The sequence below is a fragment of the Cupriavidus oxalaticus genome (assembly GCF_016894385.1).
In the GTDB taxonomy this organism is placed as follows: domain Bacteria; phylum Pseudomonadota; class Gammaproteobacteria; order Burkholderiales; family Burkholderiaceae; genus Cupriavidus; species Cupriavidus oxalaticus.
Window position 1 is genome coordinate 3346384 of the sequence record NZ_CP069812.1, and the last position, 22602, is coordinate 3368985.

The window sequence follows — 22602 nt, forward strand, 5'->3', positions numbered from 1 at the left end:
CTGCTTCGCTCACTTCAGTCCCTGGCCAGCTGGCTGCACACCTCGGCGACGCGCCGGGTTGCCTCAGGCTTGGCCAGTCCGCGCGCCATGCGCGCCATGTCTTTCAGCTGCGGCCGGGTCAGGCTGGCGATGGTCTGCGCCAGGCCCTCGGCCGTCAGGTCTTGTTGCTGCACCAGCAGGGCCGCGCCCTGGCTGGACAAAAACTTTGCGTTGGTGGTCTGGTGGTCGTCCACCGCGTGCGGGAACGGCACGAACAGCGCCGCCACGCCCGCCGCGGCCACTTCCGACACCGTCATCGCGCCGGCGCGGCAGATCACCAGGTCCGCATCGGCATAGGCCCGCGCCATGTCGTCGATGAACGGCAGGGTCTGCGCCGGCACCTGCGCCGCCGCGTAGTTGGCGCGCAGCGTGTCGATCTGCCTGGCGCCCGCCTGGTGCGTCACCACCGGACGCTCGCTTTGCGGCAACAGCGCGATGGCCTTCGGCACCACCTCGTTCAGCGCCGCGGCGCCCAGGCTGCCGCCCACCACCAGGATGCGCAGCGGACCGGTGCGCTGGCCGTAGCGCGCCTCGGGCGCATCCAGGTGCGCCAGTTCCTCGCGCACCGGGTTGCCGGTCCATTCGCCGCCGGGCAGCGTGTCCGGGAACGCGCACAGCACGCGGTCGGCCACCTTGGCCAGCACCTTGTTGGCCAGCCCGGCGATCGAGTTCTGCTCGTGCAGCACCAGCGGGCGGCCCAGCAGCGAAGCCATCATGCCCGCCGGGAACGTGATATACCCGCCCATGCCCAGCACCACGTTCGGCCGCACCCGGCGCAGCGCGCCGATGCTCTGCCAGAACGCGCGCAGCAGATTCAGCGGCAGCAGCAACTTGGTCAGCAGCCCCTTGCCACGCAGGCCGCCGAACTGGATGTATTCCATCGGGATGCCGTGCTTGGGCACCAGCGTGGCTTCCATGCCCGTGCGGTTGCCCAGCCAGACGATGTTCCAGCCCTGCTCGCGCAACGCCTGCGCGACCGCCAGCCCCGGGAACACGTGTCCCCCGGTGCCGCCGGCCATCACGAGCAGGGTGCGTGGCGCGGTCATACTTTCCCTCCGCGCATCAATACCCGATTCTCGTAATCGATACGCAGCAGGATCGCCAACGCCACGCAATTCATCAGAATCCCCGAACCGCCATAGCTCACCAGCGGCAGCGTCAGCCCCTTGGTCGGCAGCAGGCCCAGGTTCACGCCCATGTTGATAAAGGTCTGCCAGCCGATCCACACGCCGATGCCCTTGGCCACCAGGCCGGCAAAGGTGCGGTCGAGCTGCAGCGCGGTGCGGCCGATATTGAAGGCGCGCCGCACCAGCCAGTAGAACAGCGCGATCACCGCCAGCACGCCGACAAAGCCGAATTCCTCGCCGATCACCGCGAGGATGAAGTCGGTATGCGCCTCGGGCAGGTAATGCAGCTTCTCGATGCTGCCGCCCAGCCCGACCCCGGTCCACTCGCCGCGGCCGAAGGCGATCAGCGAGTGCGTCAGCTGGTAGGCCTTGCCCAGCGCGTTGCTCTCTTCCCACGGGCTCAGGTAGGCAAAGATCCGCTCGCGCCGCCACGGCGACGCCGTGATCAGCAGCGCGAACGCGCCCACCGCCACGCCGACCAGCCCGGCGAACAGCTTGCCGTTGATGCCGCCCAGGAACAGGATGCCCATCGCCACCGCCGCGATCACCAGGAACGCGCCCATGTCGGGCTCGAGCAGCAGCAGCATGCCGACCACCACCACCGCCACGCCCATCGGCAGGAAGCCCTTGGCCAGGGTCTGCATCCACTCCTGCTTGCGCACGGTGTAGTTGGCGGCATACAGCACCACCGCCAGCTTCATCAGCTCGGACGGCTGGAAATTCATCACGCCCAGCGGGATCCAGCGGCGCGCGCCGTTCACGCCCTTGCCGACGAACGGCACCAGCACGATCACCAGCAGGATCAGCGCGACGATAAAGAGCTTGGGCGCATAGCGGTCCCATACCTTCACCGGCACCTGGAACGCCACCAGCCCGACCGACAGCCCGATAAACAGCGCAAACGCATGCCGCACCAGGAAATGGCTTTCGCGGTAATTGGCGTAGCGCGGCGAATCCGGCAGCGCGATCGAGGCCGAGAAGACCATCACCAGGCCGAGCGCGAGCAGCACGATCGCGACCCACAGCAGGGGCTGGTCGTACTCCATCATGCGCGAGCGCGTGGGCTTGACGCCCGATACCGCGTCACGCAGGCCACCCCAGGCATTGCCGATGGTGGCGCCGATGAAACCGCTGCGCTTGACCTGTGGGTTGGTCTCAAGCTGGCTCATGGCAGGATCCCCCGGGACAGCGCCAGTTCTTCCACCGCAGCGCGGAATACCTCGGCGCGGTGCACGTAGTTGCGGAACATGTCGAGGCTGGCGCAGGCCGGCGACAGCAGCACGACGTCGCCGCGCTCGGCCAGTTCGGTTGCTTTGGTCACGGCTTCTTCCAGCGTCGCGGCATCGGCCAGGGTGGCGCCGCTGCCCTGCAGGGCAGCGCGCAATTCGCCCGCGGCCCGGCCGATCAGCACCACGGCGCGCGCGTATTGCGCCACCGGCGCGGCCAGCGGCGAGAAATCCTGGCCCTTGCCTTCGCCGCCGGCGATCAGCACCACACGCTTGTCCAGCCCCGACAGCGCGGCCACGGTGGCGCCGACATTGGTGCCCTTGCTGTCGTCGAAATACTCGACGTCATCGATGGTGGCGACCCACTCCACGCGGTGCGGCTCGCCGCGGTACTCGCGCAGGCCGTGCAGCAAGGCGTTCATCGGCAGGTCGATGGCACGGCACAGCGCCAGCGCCGCCATGGCGTTGGTGGCGTTGTGCATGCCACGGATATGCAGCGCGTCGGCCGGCATCAGGCGTTTGTGGCGCACCGGCACCGCCTCGTCCGCGACTTCGGCGGCCTTGCGGCGGCGCGGCTTGCCCTCCCCTTCCGCTTCGGTGTCGGGTTCGGCCAGCACCAGCCAGGGCATGCCGCCCTCGCGCAGGATGCCGAAGCTGCCCGGCACTTCCGGCAGGTCGACGCCAAAGGTCACCGGCTTGCGGCCCGCCCGCGCCATGTCCAGCGTCAGCCGGTCATTGCGGTTCAGCACCTGCACGCACTCGCTGCCGGCGGGCCCGAAGATGCGCGCCTTGGACGCGGCGTAGGCGTCCATCGAGCCGTGCCAGTCAAGATGGTCCTGGCTCACGTTGAGCACGGTGGCCGCATCCGGCGCCAGCGTATGCGTGGTCTCCAGCTGGAAGCTGGAGAGTTCCAGCACCCAGACATCCGGCAGCGTGGCCGAGGCGATGCATGCCGACAGCTTGTCCAGCGCCGACGGGCTGATATTGCCCGCCACCGCCACGGTCTTGCCGGCGCGCTCGACCAGCCGGCCCGTCAGCGCCGTGGTGGTGGTCTTGCCATTGGTGCCGGTGATCGCGAGCAGCTTCGGCGCGTAGCCGGATTCGGCTTGCAGGTGCCTGAGCGCGCGCGCGAACAGCTCGATCTCGCCCCACACCGGAATGCCGCGCGCCTGCGCGGCGGCCAGCAAGGCGCCGGTGCCGGCCTCAAGCGGCGACAGGCCGGGGCTGATCGCCACCAGGCCGATATCGTCGAGCAGGCTTGCCGCGAGCGGACCGCCCACGAACTCGGCCGAAGTCAGTTCGGCCTGCAGGAAGACAAGGTTGGCGGGCGCCTCGCGCGTGTCGGCCACGCGCACCGCGCAGCCGTTCAGGCCACACCAGCGCGCCATCGCCAGCCCCGATTCGCCGAGGCCAAGTACCAGCACATGAGGTTTCTGCAGCTCGCCAAACACTTCGATTTCCTGCCTTTGGTTTCCTGTATCTATATAGAGAGCGCCGCGGCCATCGCCGTCGGCGCAACCACCAACACCATTAACGCAACTTCAGCGTCGACAACCCGATCAGCACCAGCAGCATGGTGATGATCCAGAAGCGCACCGTGACCTGCGTTTCCTTCCAGCCGCTCAACTCGAAATGGTGGTGCAGCGGCGCCATCCGAAAGAGCCGCCTGCCCTCGCCATAACGGCGCTTGGTGATCTTGAACCACGTGACCTGCGCCATCACCGACAGCGTTTCCACCACGAAGATGCCGCCCATCACGAACAGCACGATCTCCTGGCGCACGATCACCGCGATCGTGCCCAGCGCGCCGCCCAGCGCCAGCGCGCCCACGTCGCCCATGAACACCTGCGCCGGGTGCGCGTTGAACCAGAGGAAGGCCAGCCCTGCCCCGCCCAGCGCGGAACAGAAGATCAGCAGTTCCCCCGCGCCCGGGATATGCGGGAACAGCAGGTACTTGCTGTAGACCGCGTTGCCCATCACGTAGGCAAACACGCCCAGCCCGCCGCCGACCAGCACCACCGGCATGATCACCAGGCCGTCCAGGCCGTCGGTCAGGTTCACGGCATTGCTCGAGCCCACGATCACCAGGTAGGTCAGCACGATGAAGCCGGCCACGCCCAGCGGGTAGCTGATCTCCTTGAAGAAAGGCACGATCAGGTTGGACTTGTACGGCATGTCGAGCGAGAGCCCGCCCTCGACCCAGTTCAGGAACAGTTCCCAGACCCGCACGTTGCTGCTCTCGGACACCGAGAACGCCAGGTAGACCGCGGCCACCAGGCCGATCAGCGTCTGCCAGAAAAATTTCTCGCGGCTCGACATGCCGCGCGGGTCGCGATAGACCACCTTGCGGTAGTCGTCGACCCAGCCGATGGCGCCGTAGCCGAAGGTGACCAGCATCACCACCCAGATAAAGCGGTTGCCCCAGTCGCACCACAGCAGCGTCGAGACGGCGATCGACACCAGCACCAGCACGCCGCCCATGGTCGGCGTGCCGGACTTGACCAGGTGCGTCTGCGGGCCGATGGTGCGCACCGCCTGGCCGACCTTCAGTTCGGTCAGCTTGCGGATCACCCACGGACCGAACGTCAGGCCGATCAGCAGCGCGGTGAGGTTGGCCATCACCGCGCGGAAAGTCAGGTAGTTGACGACCCGGAGGAAGCTGTAGTCGTTTTGCAGCCACTGGGCCAGAGCCAATAACATCGTGTTGTCTTCGTTAATGTGCGGAAGTGTCTGCGACCAGCGCAGCAACGATCCGTTCCATGCGCATGAAGCGCGATCCCTTCACCAGCACGGCGCCGGCTTGCGCCACCATGCCCCCGCTGTCTTCCTCCAGGGCCTTTGCCAGGTCTTCCGCACTGCCGAAATGGCGGCCGTTGGCGCCGAACGCCCGCACTGCATGCACGGCCAGTTCGCCGGCGGCCCACAGCGTGTCGACGCCGCGCGCCTGCGCGTAGGCGCCGATCTCTTCGTGGAAGGCCGGCCCCTGGTCGCCGACCTCGCCCATGTCGCCCAGCACCAGTACGCGCGGCGCGGCAAAGCCGGCCAGCACGTCGATGGCGGCGCGCACGGAATCGGGGTTGGCGTTGTAGGTGTCATCGATGACCACCGTGCCGCCCGGTGTGTACTTCACCTGCAGCCGGCCCTTGACCGCCTGGAAGCCGGCCAGCCCCGCCTGGATCGCCGGCACGTGCACGCCCGCGGCCAGCGCGCAGGCGATCGCCGCGAGCGCGTTGCGCACGTTGTGCTCGCCCAGCAGCGCCAGCCTGACTTCAAACGCATGGCCCGGCGCGCGCACCTGCATCACCTGCGCGCCATCGACCAGCGCCATGGTGGCGTGCACATCCGCGCGCTGCGAGGTGCCGAACGACAGCGCCCGGCGCGCACCGGCGGCCTCGCGCCAGACCGGCGCATAGGCGCCGCCGCTTTCCTCGTCGAGCGGGAATACCGCCACGCCGTCCGCGGGCAAAGCCGCGATCGCGGCCGCGTGCTCGTGCGCCACGGCTTCCACGCTGACCATGAATTCCTGGTGCTCGCGCTGCGCGTTGGTGATGACCGCCACGGTGGGCTGGGCGATGCCGGCCAGGTAGACGGTCTCGCCCGGATGGTTCATGCCGAGCTCCAGCACCGCCAGCTTGTGCGTGGCGCGCAGGCGCAGCACCGTCAGCGGCAGGCCGATGTCGTTGTTCAGGTTGCCGCCGGTGGCCAGGCGCTGGTCCTCGCCCACCGCCGCGGCGAAGATCGCCGCGATCATTTCCTTGACGGTGGTCTTGCCGTTGCTGCCGGTTACCGCCACCGCGGGCAGCGTGAACCGGCGGCGCCAGCCCGCGCCCAGCTCGCCCAGCGCGATACGGGTGTCGGGCGCGACGATGGCCGGCACGCCGGCGTAGTTGCTGGCATCCGCTTCACGGCTCACCAGCACGGCCGCGGCGCCCTTGGCCATCACGTCGGCAATGAAGTCATGCGCGTCGAAGCGCTCGCCCTTCAGCGCGACGAACAGGTCGCCGGGCTCGACGGTGCGGCTGTCGGTCTGCACGCGCGAGAACGCCACGGCGCCGTCGCCGCAAACGCGCGCGCCGGCGATCCAGCCGGCGGCGTCCTGCAAGGTGGTCATGGTGGTCTGGCTCATGCCGATACTCCACGGGTGGCAAGCGCCAGGCGGACATGCTCGCGGTCGGAGAACGGGCGCTTGCGCCCCTGGATCTCCTGGGTGGCCTCGTGGCCCTTGCCCGCCACCAGCACCACGTCGGCCGGGGCCGCGTGCCGGATGGCGTAAAGGATGGCGGCGGCGCGGTCCTCGATCTGGCGGCCGCGCGCGCGCTCGGCCATGCCGTCGGCGATCGCGTCCAGGATCTCCTGCGGATCCTCGCTGCGCGGGTTGTCGCTGGTCAGGATGACGTCGTCGGCCAGGCGTTCGGCCACCGCGCCCATCAGCGGGCGCTTGATCGGGTCGCGGTCGCCGCCGCAGCCGAACACGCACCACAGGCGGCCATTACGCGCCTGCGCCACCGGGCGCAGCGCGGCCAGCGTCTGTTCCAGCGCGTCGGGGGTGTGGGCGTAGTCGACCACGGCAAGCGGACCGAGCGCGGCATCGCCGCCGTTGGCGCCGAACAGTTCCATGCGGCCCTCGACCGGCGTCAGCGCGCGCAGCGCGGCCAGCGCCGCATCCCACGCCACGCCGTTGGCCAGCGCCGCGCCCAGCACCGCCAGCAGGTTGCTGACGTTGAAGGCGCCGATCATGGGCGTGGCCATCTCGGCGCTGCCGAAGCTGCCGTCGATATGGAAAGCGGTGCCGTTGGGCGTGGCGCGCACGCTGGTGGCGCGCAGCCATTCGCCGCGCGGGCGGCGCACCGTGGCAGCGCCGGGGCCGTCGATGCCGTATTCGATCACGTGCGGCGCGGCGATCGCGGCGGCGTCCGCCGCCAGCAGCCGCTGGCCCATGGCGTCATCGCGGTTGATCACCGCCGTGCGCAGGCCGTCCCACTGGAACAGGCGCTCCTTGGCGGCCTCGTACTCGTTCATCGAGCCGTGGTAGTCGAGGTGGTCCTGCGTCAGGTTGGTCAGCACCGCCACCGAGAAATGCGTGCCGGCGACGCGCTCCTGCTCCAGGCCGTGCGACGAGACTTCCATCGTGACAGCACGGGCGCCGGCATCATGCAGCGCGGCCAGGCTGGCCTGCAGCTGCACCGCATCGGGCGTGGTGAAGCCGGTCGCCTGCAGCGCGCCGGGGAAGCCGGTGCCGAGGGTGCCGACGGTCGCGCACGGCGTACCCGCGGCCTGCAGCACGCGCGCCAGCCACTGGCTGCACGAGGTCTTGCCGTTGGTGCCGGTGATGCCGGTCACGGCCAGGCCGCGCACCGGGTTGCCGTGCCAGCCGGCGGCGATCGGGCCGGCGAGCTGATGCAGGTTGCCGCACGCCAGATGCGGCACGGCATCGCCAAACGGCCAGTCGAAGCCTTCGGCCTCATAGACGATGGCGCCGGCGCCGGCCGCGATCGCCTGCTGGATATAGGGCCGCCCGTCGCTAGCCAGGCGCTCGTTGCCAAGCACGTAGGCAAGGAACACGTCGCCGCGCGCCAGCCGGCGGCTGTCGCCGGTCAGCTGCGCCGAAGCGGCCACGTTGGTACGCAGCCAGGCCAGCGCATTGCTGGCCTGGGTAGTCACCTCGAGCGGGAGCAAAGGCTTGGCCGTCATTGGGTCGCGCTCCAGGGTTCGCTTTCCGGCACCTTGTCGCTGACCACCAGCTGGCGGATCGGCGAATCGGGCTGGACATTCAGTGCGCGCAGCGTGCCGCCGGTGATGGCGGCGAACGCCGGGCCGGCCACCAGGCCGCCGTAGTGGCTGCCGGCGGTGGGCTCGTCGACGCTGATGGCGACGATGATGCGCGGGTTGGACATCGGCGCCAGGCCGATGAACGAGGCGCGGTACTTGCTGCGGTTATAGCCGCGGCCTTCATGCTTGTAGGCCGTGCCGGTCTTGCCGCCGACGCGGTAGCCCATCACCTGCGCCTCGGGCGCGGTGCCGCCGGGCGCGGTCACGGTTTCCATCATGGCGCGCACGTCGCGTGCCACCTGCGGCGACAGGATGCGCTCGCCGGTGGCCGGGCCATTGGTGCGGAACATGGTGACCGGGATCAGCTCCCCGTCGTGCGCGAAGATGGTGTAGGCATGCGCCATCTGGAACAGCGACACCGACAGGCCGTAGCCGTACGACATGGTGGCCTGCTCGATCGGACGCCAGCTCTTGAACGGGCGCACGCGCCCCGCCACCGCGCCGGGGAAGCCGATCTTGGGCGCCTGGCCCAGGCCGATGCTGGTGTACATGTCCCACATCTCCTGCGGCTTCATCATCATCGCGATCTTGGTCGTGCCGATGTTGGACGACTTCTGTATCACGCCGGTGACGGTGAGCGCGCCGTAGTTGTGGGTATCGGTGATGGTGGCGCCTTCGAACTGGTACTTGCCGGTAGTGGTGATCACCGTCGATGGCGTCACGCGCTTGAGCTGCAGCGCCAGCCCCACCGTGATCGGCTTCATCATCGAGCCGGGCTCGAAGGTGTCGGTCAGCACGCGGTTGCGCAGCTGCTCGCCGGACAGACGGGTGCGGTCGTTGGGGTTGTAGGTGGGCCAGTTGGCCAGCGCCAGCACCTCGCCGGTCTGGGCATCGAGCACCACCGCGCTGGCGGCCTTGGCCTTGTGCTTGTCGACCACGGCCTTGAGTTCGTTGTAGGCCAGGTACTGGATCTTGGCGTCGATCGACAGCTGGATGTCCTCGCCGTCACGCGGGGTCTTCAGGATGCCGATATCCTCGACCACGCGGCCGAGGCGGTCCTTGATCACCTGGCGCGCGCCGGGGCGGCCGGCCAGGCCGGTCTCGCGCGCCAGCTCCACGCCTTCCTGGCCGCGGTCTTCCACATTGGTGAAGCCCACGATATGCGCCATCGCCTCCCCTTCGGGGTAGAAGCGCTTGTACTCGCGGGTCTGGTGGATGCCCTCGATCTTGAGCGCGGCGATCTTGTCGGCGACGTCGGGCAGCACCTGGCGCTTCAGGTAGACAAAGCCCTTGTCCTCCGACAGCTTCTTGCCGAGGTCCTTCTCGGACATGCCGAGCAGCTTCGCCAGCTGGCGGATCTTGGCCAGCTCGACCTGGTTGGGCACATCCTCGGGCACCGCCCAGATCGCCTTGACCGGCAGGCTGGTGGCCAGCACCAGGCCGTTGCGGTCGAGGATCTTGCCGCGCGTGGCCGGCAGCTCCAGCGTGCGCTGGAAGCGCTTCTTGCCCTCGGCCTCGTAGAACTGGTTGCCCGGACCCTGGATCCAGGCGGCGCGCAGCGCCAGCGCGACAAAGGCCGCGAACATCAGGAACACCACCAGCTTGGAGCGCCACATCGGCAGGCGCAGCCCCAGCACCGGGCTGGCCGAGAACTGGCCGCTGCGCGGGCGCGACGGGGTGCCGCCGTGGTTGCGGCCGGGCGGGTTCGGGCGGGCCATGCTCATTGGCGCGCCTCCGCCTCGCTGGCCGGCGCGGGTTGCGCCGGCGGCAGCACGATGCCCGACAGGTACTGGGTCTTGCCGGGGTTGGCCGGCGCCATCTTCAGCTGCGCGCGCGCCGCATCGGCGATGCGCGCGCTCTTGCCGAGCGAGCTCTGCTGGTACTGCAGGCGCGCCCAGTCGATGTCGAGCTGGCGTTCTTCTGCCTGCGCCCGCTCCAGCGCCACGAACAGCGTGCGCGCCTGGTGCTGCGCGCTGACCAGCGAGAGCGCGCACAGAATCAGCGCGGCCAGCAGGAAGAAGGTCAGGCGGTTCATGCGGTCCCGCCCTTGCCGGCGACGGGCGCCAGCTTCTCCGCCACGCGCATCACGGCCGAGCGCGCGCGCGGGTTGGCGGCCACCTCTTCGGCGCCGGGCTTGGAGCGGCCCAGCAGGCGCAGCGTGGGTTGCGGCAGGTCGGCCGCGCGCAGCGGCGCGCGGCGCAGGGCGGGGTCGGCATCCTGCTGGGGACGGGCGTGCGCCGCCATGAACCGCTTGACGATGCGGTCCTCCAGCGAATGGAAGCTGATCACCACCAGGCGTCCCCCTACCTGCAACAGGTCATAAGCCGCCTTCAGCCCTCTTTCGAGGTCCTCAAGCTCTTGATTGACGTGAATCCGTAGAGCCTGAAAGGTGCGGGTCGCAGGGTCCTGGCCCTTCTCGCGTGTTTTGACGGCTTTCGCCACGAGCGCGGCAAGGTCGGCAGTAGTGGCGATGGGTCCGCCATCGCCGGGTTCGCGCCGGCGAGCAACAATCGCCTTTGCAATCTGTACAGCAAACCGTTCTTCCCCATAGTCTCGTATCACCCTGGCAATGTCCTGCTCATCCGCCTGCGCCAGCCACTGCGCGGCGGTGATGCCGCGCGTGGTGTCCATGCGCATGTCCAGCGGGCCCTCGAAACGAAAGGAAAACCCCCTCGCCGCCTCATCGATCTGGGGCGAGCTGATCCCCAGGTCGAGCAGCACGCCGGCCACGTGGCCGCGCCCGGCCAGGCGCTCAGCCATGTCCGCAAAGCTGGCGTGCTCAATGGAGAAGCGGGCATCCCCGATGGTGCCCGCTTCTGCGATTGCTGCTGGGTCCTTGTCGAACGCGACCAGGGCCCCGTCTGGCCCCAGCCGGGCCAGTACCGCCCGGCTGTGCCCTCCCCTGCCGAAGGTGCCGTCCACGTAGACGCCGCCCGGGCGCCAGACCAGGGCGTCGACGGCCTCGTCCAGCAGCACGGTGCGATGGCGCAGGGCGGGGGTTGCCGGCGTTCCGGTAGGACTCATGACCTCTTCAGAAAGAGAAATTTTTCAATGCCTCGGGCATGCCCTGCGCCATCGCCTGCTGTTCCTTGGCGGCGTAGGTCGCGGCATCCCACACTTCGAAATGGCTGCCCATGCCGAGCAGCATGACCTCTTTGTCGAGCATGGCGGCACTGCGCAGCTCCGGTGCGATCAGCACCCGGCCTGCGCCGTCCATTTCCACGTCGGCGGCGTTGCCCAGGAAGATGCGCTTCCACCAGTGCGCATCCATCGGCAGCGCTGCAATGCGCGTGCGGAAGGTTTCCCACTCGGGCCGCGGAAACAGCAGCAGGCAGCCATCCGGGTGCTTGGTCAGCGTCACCCGGCCCTCGGCCTGCTGTTGCAGCGCCTCGCGGTGCCGGGACGGAATGGACATCCGCCCCTTGGCATCCAGCGACAGCGCCGATGCTCCCTGAAACAAGCTCGCTCCCGGTCCCTGCCGGCTGCCGGAGACCCCAGGCGGCTGGCAAGCGCGTGAATCCCTCTGTTTCCGACTGTGGCGAAATGATCCCACGGTCGGTTCGCAATTTCACACAAAAATACACTTCCTCACACTATTTCCCACTTTAGAGGAAGCAATTTGGGCGGTCAAGGCTGGTTGCAGGGCAGCAAACGAGATTTCTCGAATCAGAACAATGACTTAGCGCGCACACCTCACGCACCGTGAAAGTGAATCCTTAATGAAATGAAGATCTTAGGGAGGAAAGCAGAGAAACCACCTGAGAACTGCGGGAGGAGGACTGCCGGCGGTTGCGGGAACGACTGTCCCGCAACCCGAGGGAAGGATACAACAATCGCCCGCCAGCCCCGGAAAATCAAGGGCGCGCAGGCAACCGCGAGCGCGCGGCCATGAGGCCGGGCGCACAGACGCCGCGCTTCAGATGCGGTAGGCCGCGGTGGTCATCACGCGCGAGGCGCCGCGCATCAGCGCACGCACCGGCGCGGGCAGCGGGATGCCGCCGGCATCGCGGGCGGCATCGCCATGGCGGATCTCGTCGTCGCGCATCTGCTCGAGGATGGCGCGCGAGCGGCCGTCCGCTTCAGGCAGGCGGTCCAGGTGCCCGCCGAGATGGTGCTCGACCTGGCGCTCGGTCTCGGCGACAAAGCCGAGGCTGACCTTGTCGCCGGCTCGGCCGGCGACAAAGCCGATCGCGAATGCGCCCGCATACCACAGCGGATTCAGCAGGCTCGGGCGCGAGCCCAGCTCGCGCAGCCGCTCGGCGCACCAGGCCAGGTGGTCTTCTTCTTCGCGCGCGGCGGCATCCATCTGCGCTCGCACTGCCGCATTGCGCGCGGTCAACTTCTGCGCCTGGTATAGGGCCTGGGCGCAAATTTCGCCGACATGGTTGATGCGCATCAACCCCGCTACATGGCGGCGCTCATCGGCGCTCATCGGTTCGGTGTCCGGCGCCAGCTGGTCGGCCGGGTTGGCGCGCGCGGAGCGGGTTGCCCCCGCGATGGCACGCAGTGCCACGTCGAATTCTTTGATCAGGGTGTCCATGTCGCGCAAGCGGATTGATCTTCTTGCTCCCGAGGCCCCGCCATGGTGGGGTACGCGCGGCAGCGCGGCCCGCGGCGGCCGCATCGGGATTACCCGTATTGTAGCTTGCCTCTAATTCGCAGCATCCCGCGCCACGCCTTGCATTGATGCGGCCCGCTACTCAGAAACCCTGAGTTGCTAAAACCAGACAAGGGGGGTTGTGCCCGACTGGTGAACGAAACGTTGTTTGTTACAGTACTTCGCAACTTCTAAGGAAGTTTGACGCATGGGGGATGGAGACCAACAGGAGGTTCCCCCGGCCCGTCACCAATAATTCTTACAGTGGAGAACAACGAGCATGAAGAAATCGCTTTTGGCGCTGGCAGCGCTTGGCGCATTTGCCGGGGCGGCGCAGGCCCAATCGAGCGTCACGCTCTACGGTGTGGTGGATGCCAACATCGAGTACGTGAGCAATATGTCGAGCGTCACGCCGTCAGCGGCCAACGGATTCGCAACAGGCCCGTCGGAGAACCTCTTCCGCATGTCGTCCGGCGGCCTGTCCGGTTCGCGCTGGGGTCTGCGCGGCGTGGAAGACCTGGGCAGCGGCCTGAAGGCGCTGTTCGTGCTGGAAAGCGGTTTCGGCCTCGACAATGGCGGTATGCAGCAAGGCGGCCGCCTGTTCGGTCGTCAGGCTTATGTCGGCCTGGAAAGCGCCCAGGCTGGCCGCTTCACCTTCGGTCGCCAGTACACCTCGCTGTTCGACATGATGGCCAATTTCTCGCCGGCCGGCTATGCCACCCAGTATGAACCGGTGGTGGCGCAACTGGGTCTGAACTTCCGCTCGGACAACACGGCCAAGTACACGGGCAAGTTCGGTCCGGTGACCGCGGTCGCCCACTGGTCGTTCGGCAACGGCGTCGCCGGCGGCGGCGAAGTCCCGGGCCAGTTCCGCCGCGATACCGGCTACGGTGCCGGCCTGTCCTATGCCACCGGCCCGTTCGGCATCAGCGCCGCCTACGACCAGTACAACCCGACGCTGAACGCCGCCACCGGCGCCGTCGGCGCCTTCAAGAAGGCTGCCGTGGCGGCCAGCTACGCCTTCGGCCCGGCCAAGATCATGGGCGGCTATCGCTGGGGCCAGTCGAAGTCCGCCACGGACGCGACCATCCTGCGCGACGACTACTACTGGATCGGCGGCAACTACCAGGTCACGCCGGCACTGGGCCTGACGCTGTCGTACTACTACGACGACGTCAAGAACCTGGCAGGCACCAATATCAAGAACCCGTGGCAGGTCTCGTTCATTGCGGACTACAACCTGTCCAAGCGTACCGACGTGTACCTGACCACGGCCTTCTCGAAGAACGCCGGCCTGAACTTCGACACCTCGGCGATCAGCTTCGCCAATGGCTACTTCCTGGGTACCGGCGAAGACAAGATGGTCGGCGTCGCCGTGGGCATCCGCCACAAGTTCTGATCGCCAGCTTCACCGGCCGATCGTTCAAAGGCACCTGCGGGTGCCTTTTTTCATGGGCGGCGAACGGCGCTTGTTGCATAGGGCATCACCCCATCGGCGTGCCGATTCCCGCCAACTAGAATGCACTGACCATGCCACCGCCCGGCAACACAAGGCGGCTACACCAGGAGACCAAGCATGCAACCCACTCGCCGGCGCGCCGTCGCGCTGTTGCTGTCCGGCAGCCTTGCCGCACTCGCCAGCCCCGCGGCACTGGCCGCCGATCCGTATCCGTCCAAGCCGATCCGGCTGGTGGTGCCGTTCGCCGCCGGCGGCACCACCGACATCCTGGCGCGGGCCGTGGCCGCGGAACTGGCCAGGCAGCCCGGCTGGAACATGGTGGTCGACAACAAACCCGGCGCGGGCGGCAATATCGGTGCCGACATCGTGGCCAAGGCCGCGCCGGATGGATACACGCTGCTGATGGGCACCGTCGGCACGCATGGCATCAACCAGTCGCTGTACGGCAAGCTGCCGTTCGACCCGATCAAGGATTTCGCGCCGATCACCGAGGTGGCGGCCGTGCCCAACGTGCTGGTGGTCAACCCGGCGTTCGCGCAGCAGAACAAGATCGACAGCGTCAAGGACCTGATCGCCTACGCGCGTGCCAACCCCGGCAAGCTGAACATGGCATCCAGCGGCAATGGCACGTCGATCCACCTGGCCGGCGAGCTGTTCAAGACGCAGACCAAAACCTTCATGGTCCACTTTCCGTACAAGGGCAGCGGGCCGGCGCTGACGGACCTGACCGGCGGCACCATGCAGGTGATGTTCGACAACCTGCCCTCGTCGATGGCGCTGATCAAGGGCGGCAAGCTCAAGGCGCTGGCCGTCACCAGCGCGAAACCGTCGCCGGCGCTGCCCGGCGTGCCGACCATCGCCCAGGCCGCCAACCTGCCGCAGTACGAGGCCAGCTCATGGTTCGGCATGCTGGCGCCGGCCGGCACGCCGCCGGAGACCATCCAGCGCATCCGCCAGGAAGTGGCCAGGGCGCTGAACGCGCCAGCCGTGCGCGAGCGCCTGCTGGCACAGGGCGCCGAGCCGGTCGGCAACACGCCCGAGCAGTTCGCGGCGCTGATCCGTGCCGAAACCGCCAAGTGGGCCAAGGTGGTCAAGGACTCCGGCGCCAAGGTGGATTGAGCTTGCCTTGATCGCCGGCAGGGCGACGGCGCGCATCAGGCATATACTTGAGGCATCAAATGTCGGCCGCCCCTTGCCGGGCAGCCGCCGGCGGCTGCGGCCGCACACCTTGCACACCGCTGTACTGAAGATGCCAAACCTGTCTACCGCCGCCGGCGCCGATGGCGCGCCGGTCGACCTTGAAACCCGCGCCGACCAGACCGAGCACGAAGACCTGCGGCTGTGGCTGCGGCTGCTGACCTGCACCAACCTGATCGAAGGCGACATCCGCTCGCGGCTGCGGCAGGATTTTGCCTGCACGCTGCCGCGCTTCGACCTGATGGCCCAGCTCGACCGCCACCCCGAAGGCCTGAAGATGGGCGAGCTGTCGCGTCGCATGATGGTCACGGGCGGCAATGTCACCGGCATCACCGACCAGCTGCAGCAGGAAGGGCTGGTCTCGCGCGAGGCGCTGCCCACCGACCGCCGCGCCTACCTGATCCGCCTGACGCCGGCCGGGCGCGCGGCATTCTCGCGCATGGCGCGTGCGCATGAGGATTGGATCGGGCAACTGTTTTCGGGGCTGGCCGAAACCGACCGGCGCGCGCTGTTCCGACTACTCGGCAGGCTCAAGAACGGCCTGATCTCGCCATGAAGACGCTACCCTACCTCACGCTGTGCGGCCTGCTGCCGCTCCTGGCCGCGTGCAGCAGCACGCCGCAACCGCCGCAGGTGACGCCGGTGAACGCCACCATCAAGCTCGGCCGCGTGACCGAGAAGACATTCCTGACGCGGATGGACGTCGCGCAGGCGCCCTACTACGGCAGCGGCACCAGCGTCGGCGTCGGCGCGGCGGGCGGTGGCGGTGGCGGCGGGGTAGGCGTCGGCTTTGCCTTCGACCTGAGCCGGCTGTTCAATCGCCCGGCGCCGGTGCAGCAGGTCGACCTGTTCCAGTACAAGGTGCGGACCACGGAAGGCGCGCTCGTATCGGCCAATGCGCCGGCGATACCGGGGCTGGAGCCGGGCGCGTGCGTGCGGGTGATCTACCTCGACGGCAGCACGGAGCCGAGGCTGGCGCCGTCGAACGAATGCTGAATCGCTGAGCGCTGCAAGACAAACGGCCTCCGTTGCGGAGGCCGTTTGCGCAAGCGCTGGCGCTCAGGCCGCCTTGCGGCTGTCGCGCAGTTCGCGGCGCAGGATCTTGCCGACGTTGGTCTTGGGCAGCTCGGTGCGGAACTCCACGTACTTCGGCCGCTTGTAGCCGGTCAGCCGCTCCTTGCAGAACTCGATCACGTCCGCCTCGGTCAGCGCCGGGTCCTTCTTGACCACGAACAGCTTGACCACCTCGCCCGAGTGCGTGTCGGGCACGCCCACCGCGGCCACTTCCAGCACGCCCGGGCACTCGGCCACCACGCCCTCGACTTCGTTCGGGTACACGTTGAAGCCCGACACCAGGATCATGTCCTTCTTGCGGTCGACGATCCTGGTGTAGCCGCGCTCGTCCATCACACCGATATCGCCGGTCTTGAAGAAACCGTCCGGGGTCATGACCTTGGCGGTCTCGTCCGGGCGGTTCCAGTAGCCCGCCATCACCTGCGGGCCGCGGATGCAGATCTCGCCCGGCTGGCCCAGCGGCACGTCCTTGCCGTCATCGTCACGGATCACCACTTCGGTCGACGGCAGCGGCATGCCGATGGTGCCGGAGAATGCATCGCTGTCGGTCGGGTTGCAGGTGGCCGACGGCGAGGTCTCGGACAGGCCGTAGCCCTCGATGATCGGGCAGCCGGTCTTGTCCAGCCACTTCCTGGCCACCGCTTCCTGCACCGCCATGCCGCCGCCGTTGGCCACGCGCAGGCCGGAGAAGTCGACCTTGCCGATTTCCGGGTTGTTGATCAGCGCGTTGTACAGCGTGTTGACCGCCGGGAACATGTGGAACTTGTACTTCTGCAATTCCTTGATAAAGCCCGGGATATCGCGCGGATTGGGGATCAGCACGCTCATGCCGCCGCTGCGCATGCCCAGCAGGCAGCAGACCGTCAGCGCGAAGATGTGGTACAGCGGCAGCGCGGTAATGGTGACGACCTGGTCGATATGGCCGCCCTTGGCCAGCGCCGGCTGCATCCAGGCCTCGGACTGCAGCACGTTGGCGACCACGTTACGGTGCAGCAGCACTGCGCCCTTGCTCACGCCGGTGGTGCCGCCGGTGTATTGCAGGAAGGCGATGTCGTCGGGTCCGGTGGTCGCCGGCTGCAGCGTGAGCTTGCTGCCTTCGGCCAGCACGCTGTTGAAGCGCACGCAGTTGGGCAGCTCCCACGCCGGCACCATCTTCTTGACGTTGCGCACGACAAAATTGACGATCGCGCCTTTCAGTCCGCCGAGCATGTCGCCCATGCTGGCGACCACCACGTGCTTGACCGGCGTGCGGGCCATCACCTGCTGCAGCGTGGCGGCAAAGTTCTCCAGGATGACAATGGCCTCGGCGCCGCTGTCCTTGAGCTGGTGCTCCAGCTCGCGCGGGGTGTAAAGCGGATTGACATTGACCACGACAAAGCCGGCGCGCAGCACCGCGGCCAGCACCACCGGATACTGCAGCACGTTCGGCATCATGATTGCCACGCGCGCACCGGGACGCAGCCCGCGCGACTGCAGCCACGCGGCGAAGCGCGAGGACATCTGGTCGAGTTCGCCGTAGGTGATGGCCTTGTCCATGCAGACGAAGGCCTTGCGGCCGGCATAGGTGCGGAAAGACGCTTCGAGCAGCTGGCTAAGCGTACGAAACTGGCTGGCATCGATCTCGGCGGGGACGCCGGCCGGGTAGTGTTTCAGCCAAATCCTGTCCATAGCACCGTCTCCTGAATTCTGAATGGTCGTTCGATTTTGCCGAGATGCTAAACGGGCGCCCCGGTTAGAACAACAACTTGGCAACAACTTAGACGAAGTCCTCAGGGACATTGCACCACGCAACGCCCCCCGACGGGCATTATGCGCCACCGGCGTCGCAGCGGCAGCAGGATAACCCCTAGGCTCGCGGATTCAATTTTGGCCGGGCAGCACCAGCTTCATCATGTTGGTGGCGAGTGCTTGCGCAAGCGCCTCGTCGTCCATGCGGCCCGGCTGGTGCCACGTATACATGAAGCCGACCACGCTGCCGATTGCATGCGCCGTCACGCGCGCATCGCCAAAGGCAAACACGCCCTCACGCTTGCCCTCTTCCAGCAACGCATACAGGTCGCGGTAGAAGCCGCGCGCCATGCTGTCGAGCCAGGCCACGGTATCGGGGCGCAGGTACTGGTTGTCGCGAAAGCTCAGCGTCGCGGGCACGTGGCAGGCAACGCAGCGGCGCGCCATTTCGAGCAGGCAGGCATGCAGGCGCTCGCGCACCGGCAGCGCCGGGTCGGCGGTCTCGCGGAGCACGGGCAGGCAGGTCTGCGCCGACTCGCGGCACAGGATGTCGAAGATCTCGTACTTGTCGGTGAAGTAGTAGTAGACCGCCGGCTTGGTCACGCCCAGCGCGCGGCACAGGTCGTTCATGGTCATGCCCGGATAGCCCTTGGTATAGAAGAGCTGCGCGGCAGTGTCGAGGATCTGGCGGCGGCGCGCTTCCTGGCGCTCGGCGATTTGCATGCGCGCCGGCACGGGCTCGGGCGCAAGGTCTGAGGAGGCGGGTCTCTGTACGGTCGACATGATCGCAATTCTCGCATGGCGGCATGGACTGCCAGCGTGGCCGCGCGCTCAACATGGCCAGCCCGAGGCGAAGCGGCGCTTTGTCGATACCTGCCAGCCGTCAGTGGGTCCCGGCGCCCGTGCCGCTCGCGGTCAGCGTATCGACACGGGTAGCGGGCGGCGCCAGCCGGCGCAGCGTGGCCTCGCGCTCGGTGGCCGGCAGCGCGCCGATGCGGCCGGCTTCGGCATAGAAGCGGCGCCAGTCGCCGTCGCACTGCACCAGCAGCGCGGTAAAGGCCGGCACCCACTGCTGGTAGGTCGCCACCGCCGCCAGGTGGGCATTGGTCAGCGGCTGGTCGAACCAGCGGTCATAGCCGCTGTAGTTGCCCCACTCCACCTTGAGCCGCCCATACTGCTCGCGCATGTCGGCGAAGATTTTCGCCTTGCCCTCGCGCTTGGCTTCGTCGTCCAGCGGCGTCTGGTACAGCGCCGCCAGCCGGTCGCGCGTGCCGAGCAGCAGCGCGCGGAACTGCTGGCGGCGCGCGTCGTACTGGCGATAGCTGGCGCGCGCATCTTCCGACGCATCCTCGGCCAGCCAGCGCTCCACGCCGGCGGCTTCCACGGCGGTGGCAAAGGACTCGTTGAAGGCGGTGTCGTTGCGCACGTAGACCACCTGGTGCGCCAGTTCGTGGAAGATCAGCCGCGCCAGCTCGCCCTCCGGCAGGTAGACGAAGGTATTGAGCAGCGGGTCGTCGAAATAGCCCAGCGTCGAATAGGCGGGGATGCCTGCCACGTACGCTTCCAGGCCGTCGCGGCGCAGGCCCTGCGCGTACTGCTCGGCATCGGCCTGCGCGTAATAGCCCCGGTAGCTGATGCAGCCGACGATCGGGAAGCACCACTTGCTCAGCTCCATCGACAACTCGGGCGTGGCGAACACGCTCCACACCACGTAGGGCCGGTGCAGGTTGGCGTAGCGGCGGTAGCTGCCGTTGTCGGGCAGCTTCAGCTCGCGCGAGGCATAGTCGCGGATGCGGCCGGCCAGCGCCAGCCGTTGCGCCAGGCGCGCGTCGTTGGCGTCGCGCGCGCCGGCGATGGCGTCGTTGAGCGGCTGCGCCTGCGCCATCACGCCGAGGTGGCCGCCGATCGACTGCGCGTAGTAGCTGACGGTTTCGCAACCGGCCGTGAGCAGGGCCAGGGCGGTCATGACCGCCGCCGCCAGGATTGCCGCCCCGCGCCGGCGGCCGGGCCGCGGGGCGTGCCGCGTGTTCATGCCGGCTGGACTGCCCCTTCCGTGCAGGCCTCGACCTGCACCAGGCAGTCATAGAATACCGGCGCCCGGCCCAGGTCGGTCAGGCGCTGGCTGGTCAGCTCGTTGGCGTTCTTGCCGTCGGAGGCCAGCTTCTTCCACCAGATCGACAGGCCCACCACCAGCCCGCGCCGGGCGCGGTCGGTCACGCGGGCGCGCGCCAGCATGCTGCCGCGGTCGTTGAAGGCGCGCACCATGGCGCCGTGCACGATGCCGCGCGCGGCGGCGTCGGCCGGGTGGATGTCCAGGTGCGGCTCGCCCTCGGTGGCGCGCAGGCTGTCGACATTGACGAAGGAACTGTTCAGGAAGTTGCGCGCCGGCGGCGAGATCATCGCCAGCGGGTAGCGCGCCGCGAGTTCCGGCGCGGTCGCCGGGGACTCGTACTGCGGCACGTAGCCAGGCAGCGGGTCGAAGCCGTCGCACGCCATCGGCTCGGAATAGAACTGGCACTTGCCCGAGGCGGTGGGAAAGCCGCCTTCGGCGAACGGTGCCGGCGCCAGCGCCAGCTTCTGCCAGCCCTGCTCCTTGAGCGATGCCCAGCTGATGCCGGCGGCACGCGCATCGCCCGGCAGGATCGCCTGCGCGGCGATGTCGTCGTCGCTGTCGGCAAAGCATGGCTCGGCAAAGCCCATGCGCTGTGCCAGGCGGCGGAAGATCTCGGTGTTCGGCAGCGCCTCGCCCATCGGCGCGATCGCCGCGTTGTTGGCCAGGAAGTAGGTGTGGCCGTAGGCCTTGTGCACGTCGGTGTGCTCCAGCTGCGTGGTGGCCGGCAGCAGGATATCGGCGTAGTCGGCGGTATCGGTGCGGAAGTGCTCCAGCACTACGGTGAACAGGTCTTCACGCGCAAAGCCTGCGGCCACCTTGCCGGATTCCGGCGCCACCGCGACCGGATTGCTGTTGTAGACCACCACCGCCTCGATCCGCGGCGCGCCGGCCACGGGCTCGGCCAGCAGCGCATCGCCGATGGTGCTCATGTTGACCAGCCGCGGCAGCTTGCCGGGCCAGCCCGGCAGCAGGTCGGGCCGCTGCAGCGCGGCCTCGTTGATCGGGAAGAAGCCCGAGGTCGACAGCTGCAGCCCGCCCGCGGCATGGCGCCACGCGCCCACCAGCGACGGCAGGCACGCCACCGCCCGCACCGCCTGGCCGCCACCGTGCACGCGCTGCATGCCGTAGTTCAGGCGGATTGCCACCGGCTGGCGCTCGCGTACCGCCAACTGGCCGTAGAGGCCTGCCAGCCACTCGATGTCTTCCACCGGGATGCCGCAGATCTCGGCCACGCGCGCCGGCGGATAGGACTGGGCGCGCTCGCGCAGTGCCTCGAAGCCCACCGTGTGCCGTTCGATGTAGTCGTGGTCGAGCAGCCCGTCGCGGATCAGCACATGGATCATGCTCAGCGCCAGCGCGCCGTCGGTACCAGGCATCGGCGCGATATGGCGATGGCATTTCTCGGCACTCAGCGAGCGGTAGGGATCGATCGCCACCAGCGTGGCGCCGCGCCGCTTGGCTTCCTGCGCACGCGTCCAGAAATGCAGGTTGGAAGCGATCGGGTTGCCGCCCCAGATGATCACCAGCCTGGCATCGGCCACGTGCTCCATGTCCATGCCGACGCTGGCGCCATAGGTGTAGCGCAACGCGGTGGCGCCGGCGCTTGCGCAGATGGTGCGATCCAGCCGCGATGCGCCCAGCTTGTGGAAGAAGCGTGCGGCCATGCTCTCGCCCTGCACCAGGCCCATGGTGCCCGCATAGCTGTACGGCACGATGGCCTGCGGATCGCGCGCGGCGATGGCCTGCAGGCGCGTGGCGATGGTGTCGAGCGCTTCGTCCCAGGAAATCGGCGCGAACTTGCCCTCGCCCTTCCTGCCGATGCGCTTCATCGGCGTCAACAGGCGGTCGGGATGGTAGGTGCGTTCGGTGTAGCGCGATACCTTGGTGCACAGCACGCCCTGCGTGCCGGGATGGTCCGGATCACCGGCCACCTTGACGGCGCGGCCGTCCTCGACGGTGACGAGCAAGGCACAGGTGTCGGGGCAGTCATGCGGGCAGGCGGCGCGGACAATGCGGGAAGCCATGGGATCTCCGGGGGCTGGCGGTCTGTCGTTATCTTTCGTTCGGTCGGAACGTGAGGTTTGTGGCGCGGTTTCCGCGGGTCGCGGGTCGCGCGCCGGCGCTGCGGCGCGTCCCCGTCCGCGGACGTGCGGAGCCAGGGCGGGGAGTATCTCGATCGGATTGTATTCGATTATGATGTCCCGGCGCGCGGCCGGCACCACGCTGGCGGCGCGCTTGCCGTCCAATGCCGGCGCAGACCGGCCCATGGCGGC

19 protein-coding genes are annotated in these 22602 nt (G+C 68.1%); 4 read left to right on the forward strand and 15 right to left on the reverse strand.

Annotation, left to right across the window (positions count from 1 at the left end; genetic code table 11):
* Positions 1–14: 14 nt before the first annotated feature.
* The 11 genes from murG to coq7 form a co-directional block, all read right to left on the reverse strand.
* Positions 15–1085: an undecaprenyldiphospho-muramoylpentapeptide beta-N-acetylglucosaminyltransferase gene (gene murG, locus JTE92_RS27860; protein WP_063241543.1), complete on the reverse strand. Its 1071-nt coding sequence runs from the start codon at positions 1083–1085 to the stop codon at positions 15–17.
* Positions 1082–2335 carry a putative lipid II flippase FtsW gene (ftsW, locus tag JTE92_RS27865; protein WP_063241542.1) on the reverse strand — a complete coding sequence of 418 codons (1254 nt, stop codon included), beginning with the start codon at positions 2333–2335 and terminating at the stop codon, positions 1082–1084. Before ftsW ends, murG begins: the two co-directional genes overlap by 4 nt.
* Positions 2332–3843, reverse strand: a complete 1512-nt coding sequence (gene murD / locus JTE92_RS27870; protein ID WP_063241541.1) for a UDP-N-acetylmuramoyl-L-alanine--D-glutamate ligase — start codon at positions 3841–3843, stop codon at positions 2332–2334. Before murD ends, ftsW begins: the two co-directional genes overlap by 4 nt.
* 79 nt (positions 3844–3922) lie before the next feature.
* Positions 3923–5092: a phospho-N-acetylmuramoyl-pentapeptide-transferase gene (gene mraY, locus JTE92_RS27875; RefSeq protein WP_063241540.1), complete on the reverse strand. Its 1170-nt coding sequence runs from the start codon at positions 5090–5092 to the stop codon at positions 3923–3925.
* Positions 5093–5105: 13 nt separating this feature from the next.
* Complete coding sequence (locus JTE92_RS27880; RefSeq protein ID WP_063241539.1) at positions 5106–6518, reverse strand: UDP-N-acetylmuramoyl-tripeptide--D-alanyl-D-alanine ligase; 1413 nt, start codon at positions 6516–6518, stop codon at positions 5106–5108.
* A complete protein-coding gene (locus JTE92_RS27885) occupies positions 6515–8083 on the reverse strand; it encodes a UDP-N-acetylmuramoyl-L-alanyl-D-glutamate--2,6-diaminopimelate ligase (RefSeq protein WP_063241538.1) in 1569 nt (522 codons plus the stop codon). Before JTE92_RS27885 ends, JTE92_RS27880 begins: the two co-directional genes overlap by 4 nt.
* Positions 8080–9885, reverse strand: coding sequence for a peptidoglycan D,D-transpeptidase FtsI family protein (locus tag JTE92_RS27890; RefSeq protein ID WP_063241537.1), 1806 nt, complete (start codon positions 9883–9885; stop codon positions 8080–8082). Before JTE92_RS27890 ends, JTE92_RS27885 begins: the two co-directional genes overlap by 4 nt.
* Positions 9882–10196, reverse strand: coding sequence for a cell division protein FtsL (ftsL, locus tag JTE92_RS27895; protein WP_063241536.1), 315 nt, complete (start codon positions 10194–10196; stop codon positions 9882–9884). Before ftsL ends, JTE92_RS27890 begins: the two co-directional genes overlap by 4 nt.
* Positions 10193–11185 carry a 16S rRNA (cytosine(1402)-N(4))-methyltransferase RsmH gene (gene rsmH / locus JTE92_RS27900; RefSeq protein WP_063241535.1) on the reverse strand — a complete coding sequence of 331 codons (993 nt, stop codon included), beginning with the start codon at positions 11183–11185 and terminating at the stop codon, positions 10193–10195. Before rsmH ends, ftsL begins: the two co-directional genes overlap by 4 nt.
* A 7-nt stretch (positions 11186–11192) precedes the next feature.
* The gene (mraZ, locus tag JTE92_RS27905) at positions 11193–11621 is read right to left on the reverse strand and encodes a division/cell wall cluster transcriptional repressor MraZ (protein WP_010814778.1); all 429 of its coding nucleotides are present in this window, start codon (positions 11619–11621) and stop codon (positions 11193–11195) included.
* 456 nt (positions 11622–12077) lie between these two features.
* Complete coding sequence (gene coq7 / locus JTE92_RS27910; RefSeq protein WP_063241590.1) at positions 12078–12701, reverse strand: 2-polyprenyl-3-methyl-6-methoxy-1,4-benzoquinone monooxygenase; 624 nt, start codon at positions 12699–12701, stop codon at positions 12078–12080.
* Between the two features lie 337 nt (positions 12702–13038).
* Here coq7 and JTE92_RS27915 point away from each other — a divergent pair, with 337 nt between their 5' ends.
* The 4 genes from JTE92_RS27915 (at position 13039) to JTE92_RS27930 (ending at position 16410) form a co-directional block, all read left to right on the forward strand.
* Positions 13039–14157 carry a porin gene (locus JTE92_RS27915; RefSeq protein ID WP_063241534.1) on the forward strand — a complete coding sequence of 373 codons (1119 nt, stop codon included), beginning with the start codon at positions 13039–13041 and terminating at the stop codon, positions 14155–14157.
* A 177-nt stretch (positions 14158–14334) separates the two neighbouring features.
* Positions 14335–15336: a tripartite tricarboxylate transporter substrate binding protein gene (locus tag JTE92_RS27920; RefSeq protein WP_063241533.1), complete on the forward strand. Its 1002-nt coding sequence runs from the start codon at positions 14335–14337 to the stop codon at positions 15334–15336.
* Between the two features lie 130 nt (positions 15337–15466).
* Positions 15467–15970: a MarR family winged helix-turn-helix transcriptional regulator gene (locus tag JTE92_RS27925; RefSeq protein WP_063241589.1), complete on the forward strand. Its 504-nt coding sequence runs from the start codon at positions 15467–15469 to the stop codon at positions 15968–15970.
* The gene (locus tag JTE92_RS27930; RefSeq protein WP_063241532.1) at positions 15967–16410 is read left to right on the forward strand and encodes a hypothetical protein; all 444 of its coding nucleotides are present in this window, start codon (positions 15967–15969) and stop codon (positions 16408–16410) included. The genes JTE92_RS27925 and JTE92_RS27930 overlap by 4 nt, the downstream gene beginning before the upstream one ends.
* Positions 16411–16473: 63 nt before the next feature.
* On the opposite strand, the gene JTE92_RS27935 is transcribed toward JTE92_RS27930, so the two are convergent.
* The 4 genes from JTE92_RS27935 to JTE92_RS27950 all read right to left on the reverse strand — a co-directional run bounded on the left by JTE92_RS27935 (position 16474) and on the right by JTE92_RS27950 (position 22353).
* Positions 16474–18156: a long-chain fatty acid--CoA ligase gene (locus JTE92_RS27935; protein ID WP_063241531.1), complete on the reverse strand. Its 1683-nt coding sequence runs from the start codon at positions 18154–18156 to the stop codon at positions 16474–16476.
* Between the two features lie 192 nt (positions 18157–18348).
* A complete protein-coding gene (locus JTE92_RS27940) occupies positions 18349–18999 on the reverse strand; it encodes a TetR/AcrR family transcriptional regulator (RefSeq protein WP_063241530.1) in 651 nt (216 codons plus the stop codon).
* A 100-nt stretch (positions 19000–19099) separates the two neighbouring features.
* Complete coding sequence (locus JTE92_RS27945; RefSeq protein ID WP_232353329.1) at positions 19100–20182, reverse strand: aminopeptidase; 1083 nt, start codon at positions 20180–20182, stop codon at positions 19100–19102.
* 62 nt (positions 20183–20244) lie between these two features.
* Complete coding sequence (locus tag JTE92_RS27950; RefSeq protein ID WP_063241528.1) at positions 20245–22353, reverse strand: molybdopterin-containing oxidoreductase family protein; 2109 nt, start codon at positions 22351–22353, stop codon at positions 20245–20247.
* Positions 22354–22602: the final 249 nt, after the last annotated feature.

What these genes read in the sequence shown, in the direction of transcription:
- murG (WP_063241543.1), bottom strand. Translation starts at nt 1,085, where the DNA reads ATGACCGCGCCACGCACCCTGCTCGTGATGGCCGGCGGCACCGGGGGA.
- ftsW (WP_063241542.1), bottom strand. Translation starts at nt 2,335, where the DNA reads ATGAGCCAGCTTGAGACCAACCCACAGGTCAAGCGCAGCGGTTTCATC.
- mraY (WP_063241540.1), bottom strand. Translation starts at nt 5,092, where the DNA reads ATGTTATTGGCTCTGGCCCAGTGGCTGCAAAACGACTACAGCTTCCTC.
- JTE92_RS27880 (WP_063241539.1), bottom strand. Translation starts at nt 6,518, where the DNA reads ATGAGCCAGACCACCATGACCACCTTGCAGGACGCCGCCGGCTGGATC.
- JTE92_RS27885 (WP_063241538.1), bottom strand. Translation starts at nt 8,083, where the DNA reads ATGACGGCCAAGCCTTTGCTCCCGCTCGAGGTGACTACCCAGGCCAGC.
- JTE92_RS27890 (WP_063241537.1), bottom strand. Translation starts at nt 9,885, where the DNA reads ATGAGCATGGCCCGCCCGAACCCGCCCGGCCGCAACCACGGCGGCACC.
- ftsL (WP_063241536.1), bottom strand. Translation starts at nt 10,196, where the DNA reads ATGAACCGCCTGACCTTCTTCCTGCTGGCCGCGCTGATTCTGTGCGCG.
- rsmH (WP_063241535.1), bottom strand. Translation starts at nt 11,185, where the DNA reads ATGAGTCCTACCGGAACGCCGGCAACCCCCGCCCTGCGCCATCGCACC.
- coq7 (WP_063241590.1), bottom strand. Translation starts at nt 12,701, where the DNA reads ATGGACACCCTGATCAAAGAATTCGACGTGGCACTGCGTGCCATCGCG.
- JTE92_RS27915 (WP_063241534.1), top strand. Translation starts at nt 13,039, where the DNA reads ATGAAGAAATCGCTTTTGGCGCTGGCAGCGCTTGGCGCATTTGCCGGG.
- JTE92_RS27920 (WP_063241533.1), top strand. Translation starts at nt 14,335, where the DNA reads ATGCAACCCACTCGCCGGCGCGCCGTCGCGCTGTTGCTGTCCGGCAGC.
- JTE92_RS27925 (WP_063241589.1), top strand. Translation starts at nt 15,467, where the DNA reads ATGCCAAACCTGTCTACCGCCGCCGGCGCCGATGGCGCGCCGGTCGAC.
- JTE92_RS27930 (WP_063241532.1), top strand. Translation starts at nt 15,967, where the DNA reads ATGAAGACGCTACCCTACCTCACGCTGTGCGGCCTGCTGCCGCTCCTG.
- JTE92_RS27935 (WP_063241531.1), bottom strand. Translation starts at nt 18,156, where the DNA reads ATGGACAGGATTTGGCTGAAACACTACCCGGCCGGCGTCCCCGCCGAG.
- JTE92_RS27940 (WP_063241530.1), bottom strand. Translation starts at nt 18,999, where the DNA reads ATGTCGACCGTACAGAGACCCGCCTCCTCAGACCTTGCGCCCGAGCCC.
- JTE92_RS27945 (WP_232353329.1), bottom strand. Translation starts at nt 20,182, where the DNA reads ATGACCGCCCTGGCCCTGCTCACGGCCGGTTGCGAAACCGTCAGCTAC.
- JTE92_RS27950 (WP_063241528.1), bottom strand. Translation starts at nt 22,353, where the DNA reads ATGGCTTCCCGCATTGTCCGCGCCGCCTGCCCGCATGACTGCCCCGAC.